This window comes from Salirhabdus salicampi, from assembly GCF_024259515.1.
Classification (GTDB): Bacteria; Bacillota; Bacilli; order Bacillales; family Alkalibacillaceae; genus Salirhabdus_A; species Salirhabdus_A salicampi.
In genome coordinates, this window is the sequence record NZ_JANBWE010000001.1 from 403,697 (window position 1) to 428,343 (window position 24,647).

The following is a 24,647-nucleotide window of genomic DNA, read 5'->3' on the forward strand; positions in this document are numbered from 1 at the left end:
TATTCATTGTGTCGGAAAATCTATTAGAAGGGAGTTTGAACATGTTTAACCTTCCGTTAGAAACAGTATGGTGGTTCTTCCCTTGGCCGTTCATATGGCTCGCATATGCTTTAATTATGTATTTTAGGCTCAAAAAACAAGATGAATGGGAAGAGGCAGTAGCTTCAGCAAAAGTTGAGAAAGGAGATGAGTAATATGAAATCTGATGCAATTGTTTTTTTAGTATATTTATTTTTCCTGTTACTGGTAGGTTTATATTTTTCAAGAAAAGCAGCGAAATCGGTAGATCATTACCTGCTTGGTGGGAGAAATGTTGGTCCTGCAGTTACCGCATTAACGATGCAGAGTACATCAATGAGTGGTTACATGTTTATGGGTGGACCTGCTTTAGCCTTTCAACAAGGTTGGTACGCACTTTGGTATGCATTCGGTGATGCAGGTGGAGGAATTGTAAACCTATCTGTTTTAGGAAGAAGAATGAGAAGGATGTCCGAACTCTTAGGAGCACTTTCCCCAATAGAATATTTAGCGAAACGCTATGAAAGTTCGGCTGTTCGTGTTGTTGGATCGATTATATCCATTATCTTTTTGTTTGCTTATGTATTCGCACAGTTTATCGCTTCTGGTAAAGCGTTAGAATCGTTAACCGGTTTACCTTACGCATGGGCACTCATTATTGGGGTAGGAGTTATTATCGCCTATACCGTTACCGGTGGCTATTTAGCGGTTATATGGACGGACTTTATTCAAGGCATCATTATGGTTGTAGGTGTTCTAGCTATTGCTGTTTTAGGTTTTACGCAAATTGGTGGTCTTTCTGGATTAAATGCACAACTGGCTGAAATTGACCCATCTTACTTAAGTATTTGGGGTAAAGATTTAGCTTACATAGGACAGTGGGGCGTAGTGTTAGGAGCAGTTCTAATTTATTCTATCGGCTATATGGGTCTTCCACACGTAGTTGTTCGGCATATGTCTATGAAAAGTACAAAAACGGTTAAAAGCGCTATATTATATGCTGCTACTTGGAACCAATTGTTTGTATTTGCTCCGTACTTGTTAGGTTTCATGGCCATTATTTTGTTGCCTAACCTATCAGACCCTGAAATGGTTATTCCAACTTTGGCTTATCAATTTTTCCCCGGAATTATCGCAGCCATCTTACTGTCGGCTGTAATGGCAGCAATCATGTCAACATCTGATTCAATTTTAATGCAAGCAGGCACAATTTTATCTCGTGATATATACCAACCGTTTATTAACAAAAATGCCAGCCAAAACAAAATGGTTCTCGTTTCAAGATTATGTATTTTAGCTGCAGGTGTTATAGGAGTAATTGTCGCTATTTACCAACCACCTACAGTTTTTGCACTCGTCATCTTTGCGTTTGGAGTGCTCGGTAATAGTTTTATGGTACCGTACGTAGCGTCTGTGTACTCGAAAAAATCTAATAAAGTAGGGGTTCTATGTGCAATGATTGGTGGTGGCTTGACGAATATCATTTGGACGTCAGCAGAACTGCAAAATTTCACTGCCATTCACCCATTTTTGGCAGGACTGATTATCTCAATCCTCGGAATGGTCATTGGCAATTATTTTGGTAGATCACCATCTCAACGTATTTTAAACGCTTTTGATGAAGCGAAAGGAATACGTAGAATACCAAATTCAATTGATAAAAACGTATCCCGTGATATTGGGCCAGAGGCTTCAAACATCTCAGATTTTATACACAATCATCAACCAGTTAGAGGGTAATAAAAATGAAAACAATCATCACTAACAAAATTGAATTTCAAAAAAAAGAAATAAAAACACTTTTAGATCAGTTAGATCCGAAGATATCCTTTCAAGTAGACCGTCTAGTGTATTATCCTTATTACTTTTTTGAATACTCGGTTAAACAACATAAATTTTTAAGATTTATGAACAGGAATGGGAACATAGGGTGTACAATCGATTCGCTTTCAGGAACAGGTGCATTAATCGATGCAACACCTCAATTTAACAGATATGAGGCTTCAGAGGATGAATTAATATCTAGTAAGTTAGATGTAATAACTGCCCAAAAAGAGGCGGAAAAGTATATTTATCGCTCCATTTCGTTGAAGATGAAGATTTTACAAATGCCAGAGATGCAATTAACGAAACAAGAACTTTTTTACAGACCATATTGGATCGCATCTAGCAAAACGAGTGATAGATCATTTTCCCTTGCCATTGATGCTATTTCTGGAAAGTATCACCCTTTGTAAATTATCGCTATTAAGGGCATCGGATTTATGTTTGCTATGAAAGGAACAATCCAATTTTACAAAGGTGATACAAATAGAGCTAAACGTTTTACTTTATGTCTAATGAAGATGTTGTGATGAAGGGATAAACTAGAAATGAATTTACAAAGTGCCAACTTTTGAAGACAAATTGAGGAGGTTTTGTTACATGACAATAGCAAAACAGAACACGGTGACATTAAAAAACTTTATTAATGGAAAATGGGTTGATTCAAGTACAGATCAGTATCAGGAAGTAATGAATCCAGCTACAGGGGAAACGCTTGCTCGTGTTCCAATATCAACTTTTGCTGATCTTGATCAGGCTGTGGCCACTTCTAAGGAAGCATTTAAATCATGGAAGAAGACACCTGTTCCTAAGCGAGCACGTATCTTATTTAAATATCATCAGCTTTTAACAGAAAATCATGAGTCGTTAGCTAAATTAGTTACACAAGAAAATGGAAAAAGTTATAAAGAGGCATATGGAGAAGTACTTCGTGGGATTGAATGTGTTGAATTTGCTGCAGGCGCACCGAGTCATATGATGGGTGATAACTTATCTACAATAGCAACTGATATTGATTCACAAATGTTCCGTTACCCATTAGGGGTAGTCGGTGGCATTTCACCATTCAACTTTCCAATGATGGTCCCTTGTTGGATGTTCCCGTTAGCAATTGCTTGCGGTAATACATTTGTTCTCAAACCATCTGAACAAACACCGTTATTAGCTAATAGATTAGCAGAGCTATTTTCAGAAGCTGGTCTTCCTGATGGTGTATTCAATGTTGTTCATGGTGCACATGATGTTGTGAATGGACTATTGGACCATGAAGATGTAAAGGCAATCTCATTCGTCGGTTCAGAACCGGTTGCAAAATATGTATATGAAAAGGCGGCGAAAAATGGAAAACGAGTTCAAGCTCTAGCTGGGGCGAAAAACCATCATATCGTAATGCCAGATGCAGATAAAGAAACAGCTTTCCAAAACATCATAAACTCTACTTTCGGAAGTGCTGGACAGCGCTGTATGGCATGTAGTGCAGTTGTTGTCGTAGGCGATGAAGGAGACAAATTTGTTAAAGAATTTAAGGAACGCGTAGATGAAGTGAAGATAGGAAATGGTTTCGACGATGATGTAATTTTAACGCCTGTTATTCGCGAAGCTAATCGAAATAAGGCATTGAAATATATTGACAAAGGGTTAGAGGAAGGTGCCGAACTAATTCGTGACGGTAGAAAAGAAAGTGACCAGTTTGATCATGGCTACTTTTTAGGTGCCACGATTTTTGATCATGTGACACCAGATATGACGATAGCGAAGGACGAAATATTTGCTCCTGTATTAAGTATTTTAAGAGCTGATGATCTTGATGGTGCGTTAGAGATTATTAACAAATCCAGATTTGGTAATTCAGCAACACTTTATACAAATGATGCGAAAGCTGTTCGTCAGTTCCGTGAAGATGCAGAACCAGGTATGTTGGGGGTAAATATTGGGGTCCCTGCACCAATGGCATTTTTCCCATTCTCTGGTTCGAAAAATTCCTTCTTCGGGGACTTGCATGCTAATGGAAAAGACGGTGTACAGTTTTATACACGTAAGAAAATGATCACTTCTAGATTTTAAATAGGCTAAATCAAAATGTACTCAAGTGAAAGGGGTGAAGGGTTTGGCTGTTAAAGATACGAAAGATCTATTAAAAGCTGATGCTGAAAATATTTGGCATTCGATGCGCAAGTATGAACCAAGTAAAACGATGGTCGTTACAAATGCTGATGGTGCATGGATTACTGATAGTGAAGGAAATCGTTATTTAGATGGTATGGCAGGACTGTGGTGTGTAAATGCAGGTTATGGTCGCACGGAATTAGCTGAAGCCTCCTATCAGCAATTAAAACGGATGCCATTCTATCCGTTAACTCACAGCCATTTGCCTGCTATTGAATTAGGGGAAAAGCTAAATGAATGGCTTGGTGATGATTACATCTTTTATTTTTCAAACAGTGGGTCGGAAGCAAACGAAACCGCATTCAAAATTGCTCGTCAATATCACCGCCAGACGGGAAATCCAGATCGCTATAAATTCATCTCTCGTTACCGTGCATACCATGGCAATTCGATGGGAGCACTTGCTGCAACAGGGCAAGCACAAAGAAAATATAAGTATGAACCATTAGGTCAAGGCTTTTTACATGTAGCACCTCCTGATTGTTACCGGAGCGACTTTGATCATACAAATGGTCTATGTTGTACGCAAAGCGCAAAAGAAATCGATCGGGTTATGAGATGGGAACTAGACGAAACAATTGCCGGTGTTATCATGGAACCAATCATTACTGGTGGTGGCGTGCTCGTTCCACATGATAACTATTTAAAAGAAGTAAGGAAAATATGTGATGAACATGGCGCACTTCTGATTATTGATGAGGTAATTAATGGGTTTGGAAGAACGGGTAAGCCTTTTGGCTTTATGCATTACGACATTAAACCGGATATTATTACAATGGCAAAAGGGATTACAAGTGCATATCTTCCGTTATCAGTCACCGCTGTAAGAAGAGATTTATTTGATGCGTTTAAAGGGACAGAAGAATATGATCATTTCCGTCACGTGAATACCTTTGGAGGCAGTCCTGCTTCCTGTGCTGTAGCTCTTAAAAACCTGGAAATCCTTGAAGAAGAAAAACTCGTAGAACGGTCAGCTATATTAGGAGAAAGATTGCGACAGGAAACACTAGAGTTATATGACCATCCAAATGTAGGGGATGTACGTTGCAAGGGGCTGTTGCTAGGAATTGAACTCGTAGAGGATAAGAAGAGTAAAAAGCCAGCAAGTACAGATAAAGTTAACAAAGTAATTGGTGCTTGCAAAGAACGTGGCCTTATTATCGGTAAAAATGGTGATACGGTCGATGGCTACAATAATATTTTAACGCTAAGCCCACCACTCAACTTAACGGATGAAGACTTTGAATTTCTTGTTCATACTTTAAAAGAAGCCATTTGGCAGATATGATGACCGAAAAGGTACCGGACTCAAGCTGGAGCCGGTACCACTTTTTACTGTAATTGTTTCGTAGTTCTGAAAGAGTCGAATTTAAGATGGGAGGCTAACTTTATGAGAATTGGGGTACCTCGTGAGATAAAGAATAATGAAAATCGGGTTGCGATATCACCATCGGGTGTCAATACGTTAACAAAAGCAGGCCATGAGCTTTTAATTGAAACAGGTGCTGGTCTAGGATCAGGCTTTACGGACTCGGAATACAAATTAGCAGGCGCACAAATTACTGCAAATGCAGTAGAAACATGGGAAGCAGATATGGTTATGAAAGTGAAAGAGCCACTGCAAGAAGAATATCATTATTTCCGTGAAGGACTTATTTTATTTACTTATTTACATTTAGCAGCTGAACCTGCATTAACAAAAGCGCTAATTGAGAAAAAGGTTACGAGTATTGCGTATGAAACGATTCAGCAACAAAATGGGACACTTCCACTACTAACACCAATGAGTGAAGTTGCCGGAAGAATGGCTACCCAAATTGGGGCTCAATTTCTCGAACGGCCAAAAGGTGGCAAGGGGATTTTGTTAGGCGGTATTCCCGGAGTTAAACGAGGAAAAGTTTCCATCATTGGTGGTGGTGTAGTTGGAACAAATGCTGCCAAAATTGCAATTGGCTTAGGAGCGGAGGTAACCATTCTCGATTTAAATCCTGGACGACTGCGTGAACTTGACGATCTATTTGGCGGTCAAGTGAACACAGTCATGTCAAATCACCATAACATAGGTGAGGCAATTGCTGAGTCCGATTTAGTTATTGGAGCAGTGCTCATTCCAGGAGCAAAAGCCCCAAAGCTTGTAAAGGAGTATATGGTTAAGGATATGAATCCAGGGTCCGTTATTGTGGACGTTGCAATTGATCAAGGTGGAATTTTTGAAACGGTCGATCATATTACGACTCATGATAACCCTACTTATGAAAAACATGGTGTTGTACATTATGCTGTTGCTAATATGCCAGGGGCAGTCCCTCGCACATCAACTATTGGCTTAACGAATGTAAGTGTACCTTATGCACTTAAGATTGCCAACGGTTATAAAAAAGCAATTACCGATGATCAAGCGTTATTGAAGGGGCTTAATACTATCGATGGGTATGTAACTTATAAAGCAGTAGCCAATGCCCATGGGATAGATTATAAGCAAGTGGACGCATTATCGTTGGAATATGCCTGAATATAATGTAATTCTATATGAAGAAAGAAAATCACGTTTATCATTTTTTAAAAAAAGTCGACCTTTTAAAAAAGGTCGACTTTTTTACGTTATCCGCCAATGTGGGACATCTCAACTTTCTTTCTATTGACTGATTTGCTTCCTCGTTCTTCAGAGTAGCGGTCACGACGTCCTCGCCAAATCCCTACTACTTCATCAGCTAATTGAGTGTCGTTTCGATCAGAGCGAACTAACGATCTTAGATCATGCCCATTTGACGCAAATAGGCAGGTAAATAGTTTTCCTTCAGCAGAAACACGTGCACGATTACATGTGGAGCAAAACGCATCTGAAACAGAAGAAATGACACCAATCTCTTCTTTAGTTCCGATATAACGGTATCTCGTTGCGACTTCTCCTGTATAGTTTGGTTCAATTGGCTCAATCGGCATAACTTTATGGATATCTTCTAAAATTTGCTTTTTCGTATATACTTCATCGTATTTCCAATTGTTAGAGTTTCCTACATCCATATACTCAATAAAACGTAAGATATGTCCTTTTTCCCGGAAGAATTTCGCCATAGGAATCACTTCATGGTCGTTCATACCTTTTTTTACTACCATATTAATTTTTACTCCTAGTCCAGCATTAGAAGCAGCATCAATGCCATCCAATACTTTTTGAACAGTAACACCACGGCCATTAATTTTGCCAAAGACCTCGTCGTTCAAGGAATCAAGGCTAACTGATACGCGGTCGAGTCCAGCTTCTTTTAGGTCTTTAGCGTATTTTGGTAAGAGAGAAGCATTTGTCGTCATCGCAATATCTTCTAAGCCATCAATATTACGTAATTTTTGTATTAATATAGGTAAATCTCGACGCATTAACGGCTCGCCACCAGTAATGCGTATTTTTTGTACACCAAGATCTTTTACGAAAATGTTAGCAAGACGCTCAATTTCATCGAAGGAAAGCAATTGTTCCTTCGGAAGAAACTGGTAATCAGGTCCGAAGATCTCGGCAGGCATACAATAAGTACACCTAAAATTACATTTGTCCGTAACTGAAATCCGCAAATCTCTTAAAGGACGCTTCAAAGCGTCATATACAGACTGATTCATGTTGTTCTCCCCCTTTCAATTTTGAATGATATTTGTTTTCTATTAAACATACAAATTACTTCGTATTCTTTATTCTCTCAGGATGTGAATAGATATTAAAGGATTGCCCCCGAATAAAACCTACTGTCGTGATGTTTAATTCATCTGCCAGTTGGATAGCTAAATCTGTTGGAGCTGATTTCGACAGAACAATTCCGACACCAATTTTTGATGCTTTTAGGAGAACTTCGGAAGAGATCCTACCACTAAAAACAATGATTTTATCCCGTACGGGTATTTTGTTTAAAATACTATGTCCATATAATTTATCTAATGCATTATGTCTGCCAATGTCTGTTCGATCAACAATGATTTCAGATGGATTACATAAGGCAGCATTGTGAACACCGCCAGTATTTTTAAAAACTACACTGTTTTCTTGCATCATGTTCATAAGGTTTATGCACTGTTCAGCTTCTAATGTTGTTTTCGCCATTGAAGTTTTCGCTGTTCGTACATCACTTTGCAAATAAAACTGTCTACTTTTACCACAACAAGAACCAATGAAGCGCTTTGAATGTTGCTGGTTTATGTTAACATTAGATTTTAGTGTAACGTAGGCAAACCCTGCACTTACATCGATGTTCAGGTCTGTGATTTCGTCTTTGAAAAAGATAACACCTTCAGAGGCCAGGAATCCAATAATCAGTTCTTCCAGATGAGTCGGGGTGCAAACCATTGTTGCAAATTCTTCACCATTAATGTGTATCGTAATTGGGAATTCAGTAACAATTTCATCCTCTACATTATGGAAATTCCTATTATGATATTTCACTATAGATTTTTTATTACTCATATTTTGTACCATAGTATCACACCCACTTTTAAATATTAAAAGATATTAATCTAATCAATTACACATATAACCATAATATCATTCATAACACAAGTGTCACACTTTCCCAATAGCCCCTCAAAAAAAACAATATTTTGTCGAAAAAGTTGTTGAAAGGTTAAACGTTTTCGTGCTATTATTTTGAAGGATTCACAAAGATGTAACAATTTGATACGAGATAGCGATCCTGTCATCGGTCAAATTTCTTACTAATTTTTATAAACGAGATTTTAACTGTTGGGCCGATAGTAGCGAATCCTGCTGTTTACTAACCGTTAATCTTCCAGAATTTAAATGAATGCAATATTTGCGTTCATATTTGGAGGGTTAACGGTTTTTTGATGGAAAAAGACAAAAAAGGGATGTGTAACAGAATGCAAAAAGTGAAAAACAGATGGCTCATTGCCGCATCAGCTGTTGGAATTCATATTTCAATAGGATCAGTCTATGCGTGGAGTAATTTTACAACACCATTGATGGAAGAGTTTGGATGGAGTTCACAGCAAGTGCAATTAACATTTAGTTTGGCGATTTTATTTTTAGGATTATCTGCTGCGTTCCTAGGTCATTTTGTAGAAAAATATGGTCCTAGAAAAGCTGGATTATTAGCAGCTTCATTCTTTGGAGTAGGTATCTTCGGATCTGGTCTTGCAGTCAATATGTCTTCATTACCACTATTATACATTTTTTATGGAGTTCTTGGCGGAATTGGTTTAGGTGTAGGATACATAGCGCCAGTATCTACGTTAGTAAAATGGTTCCCAGACCGTCGTGGTTTAGCAACTGGATTAGCGATTATGGGATTTGGTTTTGCTGCTGCAATTAGTAGTCCTATCATGGATTCGTTAATTTCTTCTGTAGGTACTGCGAATACATTTTTCATTTTAGGTGTTTCATATTTTGTCATAATGACGGCTTCTTCACTTTATCTTGAAAAACCACCTGCTGATTGGGCTCCTGCAGGCTTCAAAGAAAAAGTCGCTTCTGGTCAGAAGAAGATTAAGGAAGATTTAGCGCAATTAACAGCAAATGAATCGATTAAAACGAAACGCTTCTACTTCTTATGGCTTATGCTCTTTATTAACGTAACATGTGGAATTGCCATTATTTCTGCAATGAAGCCATTAGCAGTTGAAAGTATTGGAATTACTACAACAGAAGCAGCTGCTTTAGTTGGTGCATTAGGAATTGCTAACGGACTAGGTCGGATTATATGGGCAAGTGCTTCTGATTACCTAGGTCGTGCGAATACGTACATGATTTTCTTCCTTATTCAAATACCAATCTTCTTCTTGTTACCAAGTGTAACAAGTCAAGTAATGTTTAGTATCTTTTCTGTACTAGTATATGCTTGTTACGGTGGTGGATTCGCATCAATTCCAGCATTTATCGGTGACGTATTTGGTACTAAACAGCTCGGTGCCATTCACGGTTACATTTTAACAGCATGGGCTGCTGCTGGCTTAGCTGGTCCAATGTTTGCCGCTTGGATGAAAGATACAACAGGTAGTTATCAAGCAAGTCTGACATTCTTTGCAGGATTGTTTGTCGTTGCTTTAATTATCTCAATTTTAACGAAGAAAGATATTGCAAAACTTCGCGCCCAAAAAGAAGCACAGAACCAAACGAATACGTTAGCAAGCTAAAAACTTTTCTCAAATTCAAAAGAATATGGTAAAATACAACCTGTATCAAAGTATGACTAGGCAGGAGAGAGAACGATGAATAAGTACGAAGCAGAGTTTAGCAATCTTGTACGCTCCTTCAGGAAAAAGCATATGGGAAAAGGTCCTAGCAAAATCACAACAACCTTTTGTAAAAATTGGGCTATTTGTGAAATGGAGGGGAATCTTTCACCGGTTGAGAGGTTTATCGCTAGTGCTGAGGAAGGTAAGCAAGTCTTAAGGGCTGCACGAACCGAAATGGTGAAAGATATGTATCAAAAACATCCTCCTGAAGAAATGGAAGAATTTTTAGGTAGCAAGTTTGTAGATCTGTTTGTCGACATTGATATTGATCGTGACTTTGGGATGTCCATATTCGTTTTTGATGACAACATAGAAGAAAAATTTAATAAATAAATAGGTTTGGAACTTGGTAGCGATCCTGCTAAAGACTCAACCACCGTTGATAATTTCTAAGGAAACTTATTGCGGTGGTTTTTTATTGGAAAATTTTATTATTAAGGAGTGAACAAAATGGGGAAAACACAACATGAAGGCCCTATAAAAATATCAAAAAAACCAGCACCCGAGCATTGGGTAAGTCCAATTCCATTTGGATTAGGAAAGGTAAAACCGAAACATATTAGAGATACAATGAAGATCATGTGGGAAAATAAAGACAATCTAAATTATGCTAAAAACATTCTTACAAAAGGGGTTTGTGATGGTTGTGCCCTAGGTGTATCTGGACTTCAAGATCAAACACTAAAGGGACCTCACATTTGTACAACCCGTTTGAATGTATTACGCCTTAGTACAATGCCAGCAATGAAGGAAGAAGTTGTTCATGCTGATGTGGATGAGCTAAAGAAATATAGCAGTAAGGAACTACGCCAATTAGGCCGAATTCCATATCCTTTAATTCGTAGAAAAGGTGAAAATAAGTTTTCCCGCATTAGCTGGGACGAAGCAATGGATATGATTGCTGAAAAAATGAAAAAACTTGATCCTAAACAGTATGGATTCTATTTAACTTCCCGTGGAATTACAAATGAATCTTATTACGTAGCTGCGAAGGTTTCACGCTTTTTAGGGACAAATCATATTGATAATGCATCAAGAATTTGTCATTCACCATCTAAAACAGCGCTAAAACGTTCAGTAGGCATAGGTGCTAGTAGTGCCAACTATCAAGACTGGATTGGCAGTGACGTATTAGTATTTTGGGGTTCTGTAGCTTCAAACAGCTCACCTGTTTCTACGAAATATATGCTAGCAGCAAAGAAAAAGGGTACGAAAATTATTGTCATTAATCCATATAAAGAACCGGCAATGGATAAATACTGGGTGCCATCTAACACAGAATCAGCCATTTTTGGTACGAAGCTTGCAGATGACTTTTATCAAGTAAATATTGGTGGAGACATTGCGTTAATGCACGGAGTTATGAAACATTGGTTTGAAATGGAAGAACAAGAAGAGGGTTCTGCGATCAACCATACATTTGTTCAAGAGCATGTGAATGGTTATGAGGAACTAAAAGCGAAAGTTCAAGAACAATCTTGGGACGAGCTTGTAAAATCTTCTGGTATCTCAAAAGAGAGAATTATAGAGTTGTCTGAACTACTCGCTAATAGTAAAAACGCAGTATATGCATGGGCATTAGGATTAACAATGCATTCTTTTGCAACAGACAATATTTCTCAAGTGGCAAACCTAGCACTTCTTCGTGGTCACTTAGGTCGTAAGTATAATGGACTTATGCCATTCCGTGGTCACTCAAGCGTGCAAGGAAGCGGAGAAATGGGAGCAGACCCATTTGTACTACCTGGTGGAGGCTGGGATGACAACAATGTTGATAGAATCGAGAAATTATGGAACTTTGAACTACCAAAATGGCAAGGTGATATCGTCGGTGTCTCTCTTGAAAATGCAGTTCTACCAGAAGATCATGATAGAAAATTAAAACTTTACTACATGAGTGGTGGTAACTTCCTAGAAACAATGCCAAACCCAGACTTTATCGAAAAAGCGTTATCAGAATTAGATATTCGCGTACACCAAGATATTATTTTCAACACTTCAACATTAGTTGATGCGAAAGAAGCGGTAATCGTCCTTCCAGCTAAAACTCGTTATGAGCAAGAAGGTGGAGGTACATCTACTTCAACTGAACGTATGGTTTACTTCTCTCCTGAGATTGAAGGGAATAAACAAGAGGTTGAAGAAGCTCGTGCAGAGTGGAAAATCTATATTGACCTTGCTAAACGAGTAAAGCCTGAAACGGCTCATCTTGTCGATTTTAAAGATGGTCAAGCAATTCGTGACGAGATTGCAAAAGCGAATCCAGATTATGATGGGATTCAAAATTTAAAGAAACAAGGCGATGTATTCCAGTGGGGTGGAGCATGGTTATGTGAAGGCGGAGTGTGTCCAACACCAGATGGTAGAGGAAACTTAATTCCTATTGATATACCAAAGCTTGAAAAGCCAGAGGGTACATTCTATATTACAACCCGACGCGGAAAACAGTTTAACTCAATGGTATATAAAGAAACAGATCCATTTAACGCTGCTGGTCGTTATGATGTGTTAATGAACGAAGAGGACGCTAAAGAATTGGATATCGTAAATGGAGAGCCAATTGTTGTTCATAATCAGCATGGTACATTCCAAGGAAAAGCTCATTTCGCAGACATTGCGAGAGGAAATGTTGGTCTTCATTTCCCAGAAGGAAACTTCCTAATTCCAAAGGGAATTTACGATGGACCTTCAGGAATTCCACAATATAGTGTTGCGGTTAAAGTAGAAAAAGCCGAGCGATATAATGCACAGAAGGATGTTCATTATTACGAGAAAAAAGTTGAAGATTTAGAAATGGCTGTGGATTAAGCTGGTACGTTTCATTTTTATTCTATATAGATAGTAAAATAGTCGGTTTCACTGCTCCTCTTATGATGTTGCTACGCTTTATGTAAAGCGATAAAATAGAGAGAAGCAGTAAACCGACTATAAATTTTCTATCGATAAGAAAATGAGCGATATCCCTCCCTACGAAGAGAAAGGAAGAGGAAAAAAGTGAAGGATCGATATTCCCGTCAAGTTTTGTTTCGGTCGATTGGTGAAGAAGGACAAAAGAAAATACGCAAAAAACATGTAATGGTGATAGGTTCTGGTGCGCTCGGAACGGCAAATGCTGAGAGTCTCGTTCGGGCTGGAGTCGGAAAACTAACGATAATAGACCGGGATTACGTGGAATTCAGTAATTTACAAAGGCAACAACTGTTTGCGGAACAGGATGTAGTGGACCAAATCCCTAAAGCAGTTGCTGCAAAAAGGAGATTAAGTGATATCAATTCAGATGTAGAAATTGATGCTCATGTAATGGATGCGACAGGAGAATCACTTCTTCCTTTATTACACGAAATAGATTTAGTAATTGATGCAACAGATAATTTTGATATTCGCTTTATTATGAATGATCTGCTTCAAAAAAACGAAATACCTTGGATATTTGGATCATGCGTGAGTAGTACAGGAATGAGTTACACAGTTATCCCTGGCCATACTCCATGCATAAACTGTTTATTACATGCTGCACCACTTTCTGGAGCAACATGTGATTCTGTTGGGATCATCTCCCCAGCTGTTCAAATGGTAGCAGCTCACCAAACGACAGAGGCGCTAAAATTACTTGTAGAAGATTACGAGGCATTACGCTCTCGTCTTGTCACATTTGATCTTTGGAACAATCGTTATCAAACAATTAAAGTAGATCGGGCAAAAAAAGAAAACTGTCCTACATGTGGTATCGAACCAACCTTTCCTCATTTACAATACGAATCTCAAACAAAAACTGAAGTATTATGTGGTAGAGAAACGGTCCAAATTCGTGCAGGACGGGAATTCAATTTAGATCAATTAGCAGAACGCTTAAAACATCTCGGTCAGACGAAACATAACTCCTTTTTAGTTTCTTTAGAATATCAATCTTATCGATTGGTGTTTTTTAGAGACGGTCGAACATTAGTGCATGGGACCAACTCAATAGAAAAAGCGAAAAGTGTGTATTATAAGCTTATTGGTTAAGAAGGAGGGGAAGTAATGGTGGAAAGAAGAAAACCTATTAAAGTAACAGAGGCACTGAATCGTGTAATGGAATTTGCTTTCGCAGGAAAGACAGATAATATCCCGATTGAACAGGCACTTGGTCGCTTTTTAGGGGAAGATCTCATTGCGGATCATGATGTGCCGTCCTTTGACCGTTCACCTTATGATGGCTTTGCTATTAGAGCTGGAGATACAGAACATGGATCACGCAACCATCCAATTGAATTAGAGGTAGTAGGCGAAATTGGGGCAGGAAGCGTCTTTACAGAAACTGTACAACCAGGTCAAGCTGTACGAATTATGACAGGTGCCCAAATTCCCGACGGTTGTGACGCAGTTGTTATGTTGGAACTAACAACTGAAATCTCTAAAGAGGGTAAAGATTATATTCAACTAAAACGATCATTTACATCAGGCGATAACATTTCCTTTAAAGGGGAAGATACGAAAAAAGGGACAGTACTTGCCCCAAAAGGAACTTATATTAACCCAGGAGTTATTGCATTGCTAGCTACGTTTGGATATAAACAAGTACCTGTTAGTCGTAAGCCAAAGATTGGTGTAATTGCTACTGGAAGTGAACTACTTCAAATCGATGAACCGTTACAACCAGGAAAGATTCGCAATAGTAATGCTTATATGGTTTGTGCGCAAATCGAACGAGCAGGAGGAATACCGGTTTATTTCGGCCAATTTAGCGATGATTTCGAAACATGCTATGAACAAGTAATAGAGGCGATGGACGAGGTCGATTTTCTTATTACAACAGGCGGTGTTTCTGTTGGTGATTATGATTACTTACCTGCTATATATGAAAAATTAGAAGCAAAAGTATTATTTAATAAGGTAGGAATGCGGCCGGGAAGTGTAACCACGGTTGCTGAAAAAGATGGGAAACTCTTGTTTGGGTTATCTGGCAATCCATCAGCATGTTATGTCGGATTTGAATTGTTTACAAGACCTGTCATTCGCACCTATCTTCAATGTAAACATCCTTATTTGAGAAAAGAAACAGCAACGCTCGGGGCTAATTTTCCAAAACCGAACCCATTTGATCGATTTGTAAGAGGTCATGTAACCTTTGAGGATGGTCAGCTAGTTGTTACGCCTGCTGGCTTAGATAAGTCAAGTGCAGTAACATCACTTGCATTGGCCAATGTATTAATTGTTTTACCAAGTGGTACAAGGGGATATGAAAAAGGGATGAAAGTGAAAGCAATCCTGCTCGAGGATCAGGAAGGTCATTAAGTCAATCTTTTATAGTACCCTAGGGTTGTGGAAACTGTTGATGAAAAAGAAAGGAGCATACTCGTGAAAGAGGAGCTTTTTGAAATTGTAGAGGAACCAATTCAACTCCAAGACTTAGTTGCAAAAGTAACAAGAAGAGAAGCTGGAGCTATTACAACTTTTATAGGAACAGTTCGTGAATGGACAAAAGGAAAAAGAACGATATATTTAGAATACGAAGCATATAAGCCTATGGCTGTAAAAATGCTGAATAAAATTGGTGATGAAATACAAGCGAAGTGGCCAAACACAAAAGTTGCTATTACTCATCGTGTCGGTCGATTAGATATTTCGGATGCAGCTGTCATGATTGCAGTATCATCACCACATCGTAAAGCGGCCTATGAGGCTAATGAATACGCTATTAATAGAATAAAACAAATTGTACCTATCTGGAAAAAAGAACATTGGGAAGATGGAGAAACGTGGATTGGGGACCAGTTAGAGCAAGTACCTTATCCAGAAGGAAAACCGAACATAAAGGATGAATTATCATGATTAAGGTGTTACTATTTGCTCACTTACAAGAAGAAGCAGGAAGCAATGAAGTTGAATTAGAACTAGATGGGATGACTGTTAGTCATTTGAAAAGGGAACTTCAACAACGTTATCAGTTATCAGAAATGGATCAAGTGATGGTTGCAATTAATGAAGAGTATGCTCTTGACGAAGACAAGGTGAAAAACGGGGATATTGTAGCATTAATCCCGCCTGTAAGTGGTGGTTAATGTAGAGGAGGGGGATTGTTTATGTTAAAACAGCATCGAAAAAAATCTCCTAGAAGTGTGAAATGTGCAGTAGTAACGGTTAGTGACACGAGAGACAAAGAAACAGACAAAAGTGGTAAACTTTTGCATGAGCTTTTGGAAAAGGATCATCATAAGGTCCATTTTTATAAAATTATTCCCGATGAAAAAAGTGAAATTGTACAAACTTTGAACGAGACAATAACTCATTCAGACATTGAATGTGTTATTGTAAATGGTGGCACCGGCATAGCGAAGAGGGATGTAACGATTGAAGCTGTAGAACCGATATTGGATAAAGAATTACCAGGGTTTGGGGAGTTGTTCCGGTATTTAAGTTATGAACTTGATATCGGATCTGCGAGTATTTTATCCAGAGCAATAGCTGGTGTTGCAAATAATACGGCGGTCTTTTCTATTCCTGGCTCTTCTGGGGCGGTGAAACTAGCTATGGAAAAGTTGATTTCTCCAGAACTAGGTCACATTGTAATGGAGATAAATAAAGATTTATAAAAATTGAGGATATAACAATGAAAAATTTCATAAACGTATTTCTATTACTTAGCTTGCTTTTCCTTACAGGTTGTACTAATGAAAAGCCTACGAAAATAACAGTGTCGGCAGCTTCCAGTATGACAGAAAGTTTAATGAAATTGAAAGACAGGTTTGAAGCAGACCATCCAAATATTACGATTACGTATAACTTTGGTGGTACAGGTTCTTTGCGGAAGCAAATTGAACAAGGTGCACCAGTAGACTTATTCTTTCTGGCATCCAAAGACGATTATAAACAGCTCGAGGAAGGAAAATATATTCATCATGGAACGCTTATTTTTGAAAATCAGTTGGTCATCGTCAACAATAAAGAAGTCGATGTAAATAATTTTGCGGATTTTTTACATTCTTCTGACGGAAAAGTAGCGATTGGTTCCCCTGAAGCAGTACCTGCTGGAACATATGCGAAACAAGCGTTACAGTCATTAGAAGTGTGGGATCAATTAGTAGAAAATCGAATCGTTTTCACGAAAAATGTTTCCCATGTTCTCACACTTGTGGAGAAAGGGGCAGTTGACGTCGGTATTGCTTATTATAGTGACGCGACGCCATCCGATGTGAACATCCTGGAAACAATTGACTACCGCATGCATGAACCGATTGAATATTACTTAGCAATAATAGCTAACAATATCGGGAATGAAGAAGCTGTGAACACATTCTACGAATACGCTCTAAATGATAAGAGTTTGGAACTGTATAAAGATTACGGTTTTCAGACGGATGGAAGAATGGGGGAATCATAATGGAATGGTCATGGTTCCCGGTTCAATTATCTCTAATTGTTGCTACTATCGCTACCTTTATTACGTTATTGTGTGGGGTAATAATTGCTCATGTTATGGTTACTAAACGGTTCAAAGGAAAGGCGTTTGTTGAAACGGTTATTTTCTTGCCACTTGTTCTACCCCCTACGGTGATTGGATTTCTATTGATCATGGTATTTGGAAAGAATAGTCCAATCGGCAACATGATAGAATGGGTTACTGGTAGAAGTGTACTATTTACATCTACAGCTGCAGTTATTGCCGCTACTGTTGTAGCTTTCCCATTAATGTATCAATCCGTAAAAACGGGGATGTTATCGGTTGATCGGAATGTGATCGGTGCTGCGAAGGTGGATGGTGCTACTAGCTGGAAGCTTCTAATATTGATTACACTTCCACTCTCTCTTCGCTCACTTATAACCGGGGTTATTTTAAGTTTTACGAGAGGGTTTGGCGAATTTGGTGCAACACTTATGTTTGCTGGAAATATCCCTGGTAGTACTCAAACGATACCAACAGCCATTTACCTTGCACTAGAAACCGGTCATACGGGGATTGCTTGGAATTATGTTGTCATAAGTATTGTGTTTTCCTTTTTCCTTTTATTTTCCATTAATCGGACAAAAGGAATGTTACAATAAATAAACAAAAAAGGACACCGAATTATAAATCAGTGTCCTCTTTAAAACGGATATAGTCGCCATTCTTTCCACCACTTTTTTGAAGCAAGTACGTTTGTCCGATAATCATTCCTTTGTCAACAGCTTTACACATATCGTATACAGTTAAAGCAGTAACAGAGGCAGCAGTTAAAGCTTCCATTTCTACACCCGTACTTCCTTTCGTCTTCACTTCAGCTTCAATAATTAACTCGTATTGATTATCATCTAAGGAAGCCCACTCAAAGGAAAGATCAACGCCACTAATCGGAATCGGGTGACACATAGGGATAACTGAAGACGTTTGTTTAGCACCCATAATTCCAGCTACTTGAGAAACAGCTAATACATCCCCTTTTTTATTTTTTTGAAGAGTGATGTTTTCATAAACGTCCTTATTCATAATTACGCTAGAACGTGCTATAGCTTTTCGAGCACTTTCTTTTTTATCGCTTATATCAACCATCTTTGCTCTACCTTGATCATTGAAGTGTGTGAAATTACCCAAAATCATTCATCCTTTCAAGTTCTTCAATTACATCCTACCATAAATAGCATTGCTAGGAGATGTTTACATGTTAATTTTTCAAGTTGTTGGTTATAAAAATAGTGGAAAAACTACGTACATAAGTGAGTGGATTTCATATTTTACCGAAAAAGGCTTAAACGTAGCAACATTAAAACACCATGGTCATGGCGGAATACCCAAATTTGTTGAAAATACAGATACCGCAAAGCATGCGCAGGCAGGAGCTGTTATGACAGGTGTTGAAGGAGATGGGTCATTTCAGTTATCCATTAAACAACAATCATGGAACATGGATCAACTTTTAGCATTTTATCGTATGATGGATATTGATTTGCTTATATTAGAAGGATTTAAGGAATATGATTTTCCTAAAATCGTCTTAATTAGAGATGAACTGGACCTACCTTTATTAAACCGAGTAACCAATGTGGAAGCGGTGATTACAACAATTCAATTAGATAAAACAGATGATCATTGCCCTATTTTTAAACCAACTGATACTGAAAAAATAAAGGAATGGCTTGCTGAACATTTATTGTCGCAGTAATTCGAACTTATTATATCCTTTTCGTAATAAATAAGAGAGAGGTATGATTATGCCAAATCAAATTACCGGGATTGTCCTTGCAGGCGGGGAGTCTCGACGTTTTGGGTCTCCAAAAGCATTTGCAACAAGGAATGGGATTCCGTTTTACCAATATTCTATAAACACGTTAGCCCCGTATTGCCATTCTATTGTATTTGTAACCCGACCTGAATTTCATAATCAGTTTTCGTTTGAAGATGATTCAATTACTGTAATCAATGACGTAGCAAAATTTCAGGGACAGGGCCCTTTAGCCGGTATTTATTCTGCAATAGAGGAAGTCTCTGCTGAATGGTATATTGTACTACCAGTAGACGTTCCGTTTATTGAACAATGGGTAATAGAGAAACTAATTTATAATATTGAAGATAACATTAATGCAGTGGTCCCGATTGTCGGGGAGAAACAGCAGCCTCTCATTGCCTGTTATCATCATTCCGTTCACAAGCAAATTGCTGAAAATTTAACAAATGAAAAACTATCGTTACAACAGCTATTTGACCACATCCGCGTAAAGTATATACAACTGAATAATGAATTACCATTCCGGAATATTAATAGGCCAGAGGATTTGTAACGGATTATTTGCATTCCGGATACCATAAAATGACCATGGGGTAAACGAAACGGACTTTCAATTTAGAAAGCCCGTTTTTTACGTATTACTTATTTTCGTCATCATGTCGATGCATATCTGTTAGTTCCTCCGCACTTTCAACTTGATAACGAAGGTTTCCGGTAGGTTGGTCCACACCGTTACCGGTATTTTTCAATACATTGTTATGGACGTACTTATGGAAGAAGTATTCAAAGATTGTTAATCCTGCGGCGGCAATAAGTGATTGTGTAAACAGTCCTTCAATAGGGGTTAAAGCCTCACTCATAATCCAAATTACAAGTAAAGCTAATCCGAAATCAGCAATTGTTGCAACTGTGTTGTTCGTTAAACGTAAAATGATGAGATCTCCTAGGATGTATGAGACTAGACCTAAAACCAATGCAATAGTGAAGATATTGCCAAATGTTAAACCATAAAGACCTCCTAAAATGAACCATAATAACACTAATGAGGACACGAATTTTATTGCAAGTGCAATGAAATGTCTCATGCGGTCATCTCCTTTTTGTTTTACTATCTCCAACTTGTTATTAGCTATTCATATTTTGTGATGATTTATAGAAAAATGAGTAATCGGCGCAATAAAGAGTTTATATAGAGAGGACAATTTTCGATAGATTAAAAATAGTCTAATAGTCATGAAAATGTGAATAGCAGTTATAAGTTATCAGAAAATATGATATATTATGTTAAATATTGTCTCCTGAAAAAAGGGGTGTTCACCTTGAAACGGTTACAAAAGACTATATATTCCCTGAGAAATATAGCAAATCTACCGAAAAAATTACTTTTTATGTTTACGATGAACTATATCCTTTCCGTTGCTAAATTTATGATCATTCCATTTTTAGCAATTTTATTTAAAAATGATTTGCATTTATCTGCAACAGAAGTTGGTTTTTTGTTAGGCCTCACTCCTTTATCATCACTCTGTTTTAGCTTTATAGGAGGAAGGTTGAGTGATGTATATGGCGTTCGTAAGTTTTACATTATCTCTTTATTCGTTTCAAGTGTAGTAATGTTACTGTATGGACTAACAACGAGTTATTTCTTATTATGTTTGATTTCTGTTTTATCTGGAATTGGATGGAGTATATTCAATTCCACAAACCAAAGTTTAATAACTTTATTTTCTCCTAAAGATTTTGTAAACAAGTCGTTTAATATTAATTATTGGGTCTTTAACTTAGGAGGGGTAACAGGACCTTTAATCGGTGCCAAAATTGCCACAGTGGAAAGCATTCGTGTCCCCCTATACATATTTTCGTTTACGTTATTTGTGTTAGCGGTCTTGTCTATGATTACCCTCAGTCAAAATGAAAAGAAAAAAGTGGAGAAGAGGGAGAGTAATCTCATAAGTAAGACTGTTTTCCAAAAAGTGTTTACGGATAAAATGTTACTCGGATTAATTAGTAGTTTCTTTTTATTATTTTTTATTGAATCGCAAATGGATACAAACATTGTGCAATATATCGATGCTTCCTTTGAAGAAGGGATTATGTTATATGCACAATTACTGACGATGAGTATGTTAATGGTTATTATTTTACAGCCATTTGCAGCTGTATTTACTGATAAAGTACCGAGAAATATCCTTTTATTATTTGGCGGGGCAATGTATTTTATCGGTCCAATCCTTTTTTGGTCTACAACTAGCCAATATACTTGGTTTGTAGCTTTTGCGTTACTGACTGTCGGTGAAATTATTCTAGCACCTACAATCCAGGCATCTGTAGCGAAACTTCCAGACGATGGCTATAAAACTACGTATTTCTCCTTCGTAAATATGGGGGGAAGTTTAGCATTTTTTGTAGGGCCCTGGTTTGGCGGGTTACTTTATGATTACATCAACATTATATATTTGTTTATCTTAATGTCGTTGGCTGGCATCATTATGTCATTCATTCTTTTATCAATTAGTAAAGTGAAGAATGAAATGGTCCATGAATCTGAACAGGCCTATTTATAACTTCAATTAAAAGGGAATCACTACCTTCGGGTAGTGATTTTTTTGGTGATGATATTTGAATTTAGTTGTTAAAATTATTTGACGATAAAGTTTCTATTGCATATTATAATATTCAAAAGAACATTTGAATATTAAAAGGGTGGGTTAAAGTGGCTTCCAAAGATAAGTGTGATATTTATTGTTACGACGAAAATAAAGTGAACCGACTCAAAGGGAAACTGCAGAACAAAAATACATTATCTGTAGCTACAATGTTTAAAGCGTTGGCAGATGATACACGAATGAAAATAGCTTATATATTATGTCAGGAGGAGGAAGTATGTGTTTGTGATGTAGCAAATGTAATAGGATCAACAACGGCAACAGCCTCACATCACCTCCGTTTGCTCCGAAACATGGGATTAGCTAAGTCCCGCAAAGAAGGGAAATTAGTGTTTTATTCCTTGGATGATCACCATGTTCGTCAATTAATCTTAAACGGATTTGTTCATATGGAGGAGGATGTAACCAATGTCAGAAGTTATTAAAAAGTTTCGTGTTCAAGGTCTGGACTGAGCTGATTGTGCTGCTCAGTTTGAGCAGAATGTGAAAAAAATTGCTAGTGTGAAGGACGCTAAAATTAATTTTAATGCTGGGAAAATTACGGTTTATGGTGATGTTACTGTAGAACAAATGGAAAAAGCGGGCGCTTTTGAAGGATACATGATTCAACCTGATGGAGCCAAACAGAAGCATGTACCGTTTTGGAAAAACAAAGGACATATTCGTATTGTTATTTCCCTTTTCTTTCTCATATTAGGCTTTATCATGACAAATAGCAGTTACGAAGTTGCTTCGTTTGGTACTGCAATGTTAGTAGGGGGATGGACACTTTTTCGGAAAGGGTTCCGCAATCTTCTACGATTACAATTTGATATGAATACGTTAATGACAGTGGCAGTACTAGGTGCAGCCGCTATAGGTGAATGGGGAGAGGGAGCGACTGTTGTATTTCTGTTTGCCATTAGTGAGTTATTAGAAAGTTACTCTATGGATAAGGCTCGCCAATCAATTCGTTCACTAATGGATATTGCTCCAAGGGAAGCATTAATTAGAAGAAATAATAAAGAAATAACGGTTTCCATTGATGATATTAACATTGGCGATATTATGATAGTGAAGCCTGGGCAAAAATTGGCAATGGATGGAAAGGTAATAAAAGGCGCATCAGCAATAAACCAGGCCGCTATTACAGGGGAAAGTGTACCTGTTACAAAAAAAGTTGGGGACGAAGTGTTCGCAGGGACTTTGAATGAGGAAGGTTTGTTAGAAGTTGAGGTAACAAAAAGGGTTGAAGATACAACAATTGCAAAAATCATTCATTTAGTTGAAGAAGCTCAAGCAGAAAAAGCACCATCACAAGCATTTATTGATAGATTTGCAAAATATTATACTCCAGCTATTATTCTATTAGCCATCGGTATCGCCGTTGTACCTCCATTATTTATGGGTGAATTGTGGGGAGATTGGATTTACCGTGGTCTAACTGTTCTTGTAGTAGGATGTCCTTGTGCTCTTATTGTGTCTACACCTGTTGCGATTGTTACGGCAATAGGTAATGCAGCCCGAAACGGTGTTTTAATTAAAGGTGGGATTTATTTAGAAGAAGCAGGATCAGTAAATGCGATCGCCTTTGATAAAACGGGAACATTAACAAAAGGGAAGCCTGAGGTAACAGATATAATTCCTCTACAAGGTGAAAGCCGAGAAGCCCTTTCCATTGCTGCAGCACTTGAAAAGAGGTCACAACACCCAGTTGCATCTGCTATTATTCGCAAGGCAGAAAAAGAGAAAATATATACTAATAACGTGAGTATTGAAAACTTTTCTTCCATAACTGGAAGAGGGGTAAAAGCTAATCTCAACGGAACTTTATATTATATAGGTAATTTAAGTCTGTTCAAAGAACTGCTGAATGATCAAGCGTTACGGGAAATTGAAGAACAGGTAAAATTGCTTCAAGACGAAGGAAAAACCGTTATGATTTTAGGGAATCAAAGTAAAGTTTTAGCATTGTTTGCGGTTGCGGATGAACTGAGAACGCAAAGCAAAAATGCGGTTCAAACGTTAAAAGAGCTTGGCATTCACAATACGATTATGCTTACAGGGGATAATGATACAACTGCAAAAGCTATTGGTAAGGAAGTAGGAGTAACGGAAGTGTATTCAGAACTTCTGCCACAACAAAAACTGGAAGCAGTGAAGAAACTGAACGAAAAAGGTAAAGTAGCTATGGTAGGAGATGGAATAAACGATGCTCCAGCTTTAGCAACGTCAACTGTCGGAATTGCTATGGGAGGTGCAGGGACGGATACTGCACTTGAAACCGCGGATATAGCATTAATGGCAGACGACTTAACAAAGCTGCCATTTACGATTCGTCTAAGTCGGAAGGCACTTCAAATTATTAAACAAAATGTTGCATTTTCTCTAGGGATCAAAGCACTTGCTTTAGTACTCATTATTCCAGGGTGGCTCACCTTATGGATGGCAATATTTGCTGATATGGGGGCAACGATTCTTGTAACCTTAAACGGATTACGGCTTTTACGGATAAGAGACTAACAAGTATCTTTTGAAATGAAAAAGCAGGGGATTCTATTCTCTGCTTTTTTGAATT

25 protein-coding genes are annotated in these 24,647 nt (G+C 37.9%); 21 read left to right on the forward strand and 4 right to left on the reverse strand.

All coding sequences use genetic code 11. The features are described from left to right. The first annotated feature begins 41 nt into the window (after positions 1-41). The 6 genes from NLW78_RS02150 to ald all read left to right on the forward strand — a co-directional run bounded on the left by NLW78_RS02150 (position 42) and on the right by ald (position 6,520). Positions 42-194, forward strand: coding sequence for a hypothetical protein (locus NLW78_RS02150; RefSeq protein WP_254494914.1), 153 nt, complete (start codon positions 42-44; stop codon positions 192-194). Position 195: 1 nt separating this feature from the next. Beyond that, positions 196-1,758, forward strand: a complete 1,563-nt coding sequence (locus NLW78_RS02155) for a sodium/proline symporter (protein WP_254494916.1) — start codon at positions 196-198, stop codon at positions 1,756-1,758. 5 nt (positions 1,759-1,763) lie between these two features. Next, positions 1,764-2,255 carry a hypothetical protein gene (locus tag NLW78_RS02160; protein ID WP_254494918.1) on the forward strand — a complete coding sequence of 164 codons (492 nt, stop codon included), beginning with the start codon at positions 1,764-1,766 and terminating at the stop codon, positions 2,253-2,255. Between the two features lie 187 nt (positions 2,256-2,442). Continuing rightward, the gene (locus NLW78_RS02165; protein ID WP_254494925.1) at positions 2,443-3,906 is read left to right on the forward strand and encodes a CoA-acylating methylmalonate-semialdehyde dehydrogenase; all 1,464 of its coding nucleotides are present in this window, start codon (positions 2,443-2,445) and stop codon (positions 3,904-3,906) included. A gap of 43 nt (positions 3,907-3,949) precedes the next feature. After that, complete coding sequence (locus NLW78_RS02170; protein ID WP_302328401.1) at positions 3,950-5,296, forward strand: aspartate aminotransferase family protein; 1,347 nt, start codon at positions 3,950-3,952, stop codon at positions 5,294-5,296. 102 nt (positions 5,297-5,398) lie between these two features. Next, positions 5,399-6,520, forward strand: a complete 1,122-nt coding sequence (gene ald / locus NLW78_RS02175; RefSeq protein WP_254494927.1) for an alanine dehydrogenase — start codon at positions 5,399-5,401, stop codon at positions 6,518-6,520. An 89-nt stretch (positions 6,521-6,609) separates the two neighbouring features. Here ald and moaA read toward each other — a convergent pair whose 3' ends face one another. Beyond that, positions 6,610-7,623 carry a GTP 3',8-cyclase MoaA gene (gene moaA, locus NLW78_RS02180; protein ID WP_254494929.1) on the reverse strand — a complete coding sequence of 338 codons (1,014 nt, stop codon included), beginning with the start codon at positions 7,621-7,623 and terminating at the stop codon, positions 6,610-6,612. A gap of 55 nt (positions 7,624-7,678) precedes the next feature. After that, positions 7,679-8,470: a formate dehydrogenase accessory sulfurtransferase FdhD gene (fdhD, locus tag NLW78_RS02185; protein WP_254494937.1), complete on the reverse strand. Its 792-nt coding sequence runs from the start codon at positions 8,468-8,470 to the stop codon at positions 7,679-7,681. A 401-nt stretch (positions 8,471-8,871) separates the two neighbouring features. On the opposite strand from fdhD, the gene NLW78_RS02190 reads away from it, so the two are divergent. From NLW78_RS02190 to modB, 10 genes are all read left to right on the forward strand, one after another. Further along, positions 8,872-10,143, forward strand: a complete 1,272-nt coding sequence (locus NLW78_RS02190) for an L-lactate MFS transporter (RefSeq protein WP_254494939.1) — start codon at positions 8,872-8,874, stop codon at positions 10,141-10,143. A 75-nt stretch (positions 10,144-10,218) separates the two neighbouring features. Next, positions 10,219-10,578: a Na-translocating system protein MpsC family protein gene (locus NLW78_RS02195; RefSeq protein ID WP_254494941.1), complete on the forward strand. Its 360-nt coding sequence runs from the start codon at positions 10,219-10,221 to the stop codon at positions 10,576-10,578. 117 nt (positions 10,579-10,695) lie between these two features. Next, the gene (locus NLW78_RS02200; RefSeq protein ID WP_254494943.1) at positions 10,696-13,053 is read left to right on the forward strand and encodes an FdhF/YdeP family oxidoreductase; all 2,358 of its coding nucleotides are present in this window, start codon (positions 10,696-10,698) and stop codon (positions 13,051-13,053) included. A 186-nt stretch (positions 13,054-13,239) separates the two neighbouring features. Beyond that, positions 13,240-14,250, forward strand: a complete 1,011-nt coding sequence (locus NLW78_RS02205; RefSeq protein ID WP_254494945.1) for a MoeB/ThiF family adenylyltransferase — start codon at positions 13,240-13,242, stop codon at positions 14,248-14,250. Positions 14,251-14,268: 18 nt separating this feature from the next. Continuing rightward, positions 14,269-15,519 carry a molybdopterin molybdotransferase MoeA gene (locus tag NLW78_RS02210; protein ID WP_367617656.1) on the forward strand — a complete coding sequence of 417 codons (1,251 nt, stop codon included), beginning with the start codon at positions 14,269-14,271 and terminating at the stop codon, positions 15,517-15,519. A gap of 63 nt (positions 15,520-15,582) precedes the next feature. Then, positions 15,583-16,056 carry a molybdenum cofactor biosynthesis protein MoaE gene (locus NLW78_RS02215; RefSeq protein ID WP_254494951.1) on the forward strand — a complete coding sequence of 158 codons (474 nt, stop codon included), beginning with the start codon at positions 15,583-15,585 and terminating at the stop codon, positions 16,054-16,056. Next, positions 16,053-16,286, forward strand: coding sequence for a molybdopterin converting factor subunit 1 (moaD, locus tag NLW78_RS02220; protein WP_254494955.1), 234 nt, complete (start codon positions 16,053-16,055; stop codon positions 16,284-16,286). Before NLW78_RS02215 ends, moaD begins: the two co-directional genes overlap by 4 nt. 21 nt (positions 16,287-16,307) lie before the next feature. Then, complete coding sequence (locus NLW78_RS02225) at positions 16,308-16,817, forward strand: MogA/MoaB family molybdenum cofactor biosynthesis protein (protein WP_254494958.1); 510 nt, start codon at positions 16,308-16,310, stop codon at positions 16,815-16,817. Positions 16,818-16,834: 17 nt separating this feature from the next. Continuing rightward, on the forward strand, positions 16,835-17,605 hold the full coding sequence (gene modA, locus NLW78_RS02230; RefSeq protein WP_254494971.1) for a molybdate ABC transporter substrate-binding protein: 771 nt from the start codon (positions 16,835-16,837) through the stop codon (positions 17,603-17,605). After that, positions 17,605-18,267: a molybdate ABC transporter permease subunit gene (gene modB / locus NLW78_RS02235; protein ID WP_254495003.1), complete on the forward strand. Its 663-nt coding sequence runs from the start codon at positions 17,605-17,607 to the stop codon at positions 18,265-18,267. The genes modA and modB overlap by 1 nt, the downstream gene beginning before the upstream one ends. A gap of 22 nt (positions 18,268-18,289) precedes the next feature. Here modB and moaC read toward each other — a convergent pair whose 3' ends face one another. After that, entirely contained in the window at positions 18,290-18,793 is a 504-nt protein-coding gene (gene moaC, locus NLW78_RS02240) for a cyclic pyranopterin monophosphate synthase MoaC (RefSeq protein ID WP_254495017.1), read from the reverse strand. A gap of 67 nt (positions 18,794-18,860) precedes the next feature. Here moaC and mobB point away from each other — a divergent pair, with 67 nt between their 5' ends. After that, positions 18,861-19,361, forward strand: a complete 501-nt coding sequence (gene mobB, locus NLW78_RS02245) for a molybdopterin-guanine dinucleotide biosynthesis protein B (RefSeq protein WP_254495020.1) — start codon at positions 18,861-18,863, stop codon at positions 19,359-19,361. A 49-nt stretch (positions 19,362-19,410) separates the two neighbouring features. Then, positions 19,411-19,977: a molybdenum cofactor guanylyltransferase gene (gene mobA / locus NLW78_RS02250; protein ID WP_254495022.1), complete on the forward strand. Its 567-nt coding sequence runs from the start codon at positions 19,411-19,413 to the stop codon at positions 19,975-19,977. An 85-nt stretch (positions 19,978-20,062) separates the two neighbouring features. Here the strand turns inward: mobA and NLW78_RS02255 are convergent, their stop codons facing one another. Beyond that, positions 20,063-20,509 (reverse strand): YndM family protein, encoded by a 447-nt coding sequence (locus tag NLW78_RS02255; RefSeq protein ID WP_254495033.1) that lies wholly within the window; start codon positions 20,507-20,509, stop codon positions 20,063-20,065. 312 nt (positions 20,510-20,821) lie between these two features. On the opposite strand from NLW78_RS02255, the gene NLW78_RS02260 reads away from it, so the two are divergent. The 3 genes from NLW78_RS02260 to NLW78_RS02270 all read left to right on the forward strand — a co-directional run bounded on the left by NLW78_RS02260 (position 20,822) and on the right by NLW78_RS02270 (position 24,592). Next, a complete protein-coding gene (locus NLW78_RS02260) occupies positions 20,822-21,988 on the forward strand; it encodes an MFS transporter (RefSeq protein WP_302328438.1) in 1,167 nt (388 codons plus the stop codon). 149 nt (positions 21,989-22,137) lie between these two features. Further along, the gene (locus tag NLW78_RS02265) at positions 22,138-22,515 is read left to right on the forward strand and encodes an ArsR/SmtB family transcription factor (RefSeq protein ID WP_254495044.1); all 378 of its coding nucleotides are present in this window, start codon (positions 22,138-22,140) and stop codon (positions 22,513-22,515) included. Next, positions 22,499-24,592 carry a heavy metal translocating P-type ATPase gene (locus tag NLW78_RS02270; RefSeq protein WP_254495048.1) on the forward strand — a complete coding sequence of 698 codons (2,094 nt, stop codon included), beginning with the start codon at positions 22,499-22,501 and terminating at the stop codon, positions 24,590-24,592. The genes NLW78_RS02265 and NLW78_RS02270 overlap by 17 nt, the downstream gene beginning before the upstream one ends. Positions 24,593-24,647: the final 55 nt, after the last annotated feature.

Excerpts from the sequence above, each read along its gene's own strand:
- mobA (WP_254495022.1), top strand. The coding sequence starts at position 19,411 with ATGCCAAATCAAATTACCGGGATTGTCCTTGCAGGCGGGGAGTCTCGA.
- fdhD (WP_254494937.1), bottom strand. The coding sequence starts at position 8,470 with ATGGTACAAAATATGAGTAATAAAAAATCTATAGTGAAATATCATAAT.
- NLW78_RS02155 (WP_254494916.1), top strand. The coding sequence starts at position 196 with ATGAAATCTGATGCAATTGTTTTTTTAGTATATTTATTTTTCCTGTTA.
- ald (WP_254494927.1), top strand. The coding sequence starts at position 5,399 with ATGAGAATTGGGGTACCTCGTGAGATAAAGAATAATGAAAATCGGGTT.
- moaA (WP_254494929.1), bottom strand. The coding sequence starts at position 7,623 with ATGAATCAGTCTGTATATGACGCTTTGAAGCGTCCTTTAAGAGATTTG.
- NLW78_RS02255 (WP_254495033.1), bottom strand. The coding sequence starts at position 20,509 with ATGAGACATTTCATTGCACTTGCAATAAAATTCGTGTCCTCATTAGTG.
- NLW78_RS02190 (WP_254494939.1), top strand. The coding sequence starts at position 8,872 with ATGCAAAAAGTGAAAAACAGATGGCTCATTGCCGCATCAGCTGTTGGA.
- NLW78_RS02165 (WP_254494925.1), top strand. The coding sequence starts at position 2,443 with ATGACAATAGCAAAACAGAACACGGTGACATTAAAAAACTTTATTAAT.
- NLW78_RS02225 (WP_254494958.1), top strand. The coding sequence starts at position 16,308 with ATGTTAAAACAGCATCGAAAAAAATCTCCTAGAAGTGTGAAATGTGCA.
- NLW78_RS02150 (WP_254494914.1), top strand. The coding sequence starts at position 42 with ATGTTTAACCTTCCGTTAGAAACAGTATGGTGGTTCTTCCCTTGGCCG.
- NLW78_RS02195 (WP_254494941.1), top strand. The coding sequence starts at position 10,219 with ATGAATAAGTACGAAGCAGAGTTTAGCAATCTTGTACGCTCCTTCAGG.
- modA (WP_254494971.1), top strand. The coding sequence starts at position 16,835 with ATGAAAAATTTCATAAACGTATTTCTATTACTTAGCTTGCTTTTCCTT.
- mobB (WP_254495020.1), top strand. The coding sequence starts at position 18,861 with ATGTTAATTTTTCAAGTTGTTGGTTATAAAAATAGTGGAAAAACTACG.
- NLW78_RS02260 (WP_302328438.1), top strand. The coding sequence starts at position 20,822 with ATGAACTATATCCTTTCCGTTGCTAAATTTATGATCATTCCATTTTTA.
- NLW78_RS02160 (WP_254494918.1), top strand. The coding sequence starts at position 1,764 with ATGAAAACAATCATCACTAACAAAATTGAATTTCAAAAAAAAGAAATA.
- NLW78_RS02200 (WP_254494943.1), top strand. The coding sequence starts at position 10,696 with ATGGGGAAAACACAACATGAAGGCCCTATAAAAATATCAAAAAAACCA.
- modB (WP_254495003.1), top strand. The coding sequence starts at position 17,605 with ATGGAATGGTCATGGTTCCCGGTTCAATTATCTCTAATTGTTGCTACT.
- moaD (WP_254494955.1), top strand. The coding sequence starts at position 16,053 with ATGATTAAGGTGTTACTATTTGCTCACTTACAAGAAGAAGCAGGAAGC.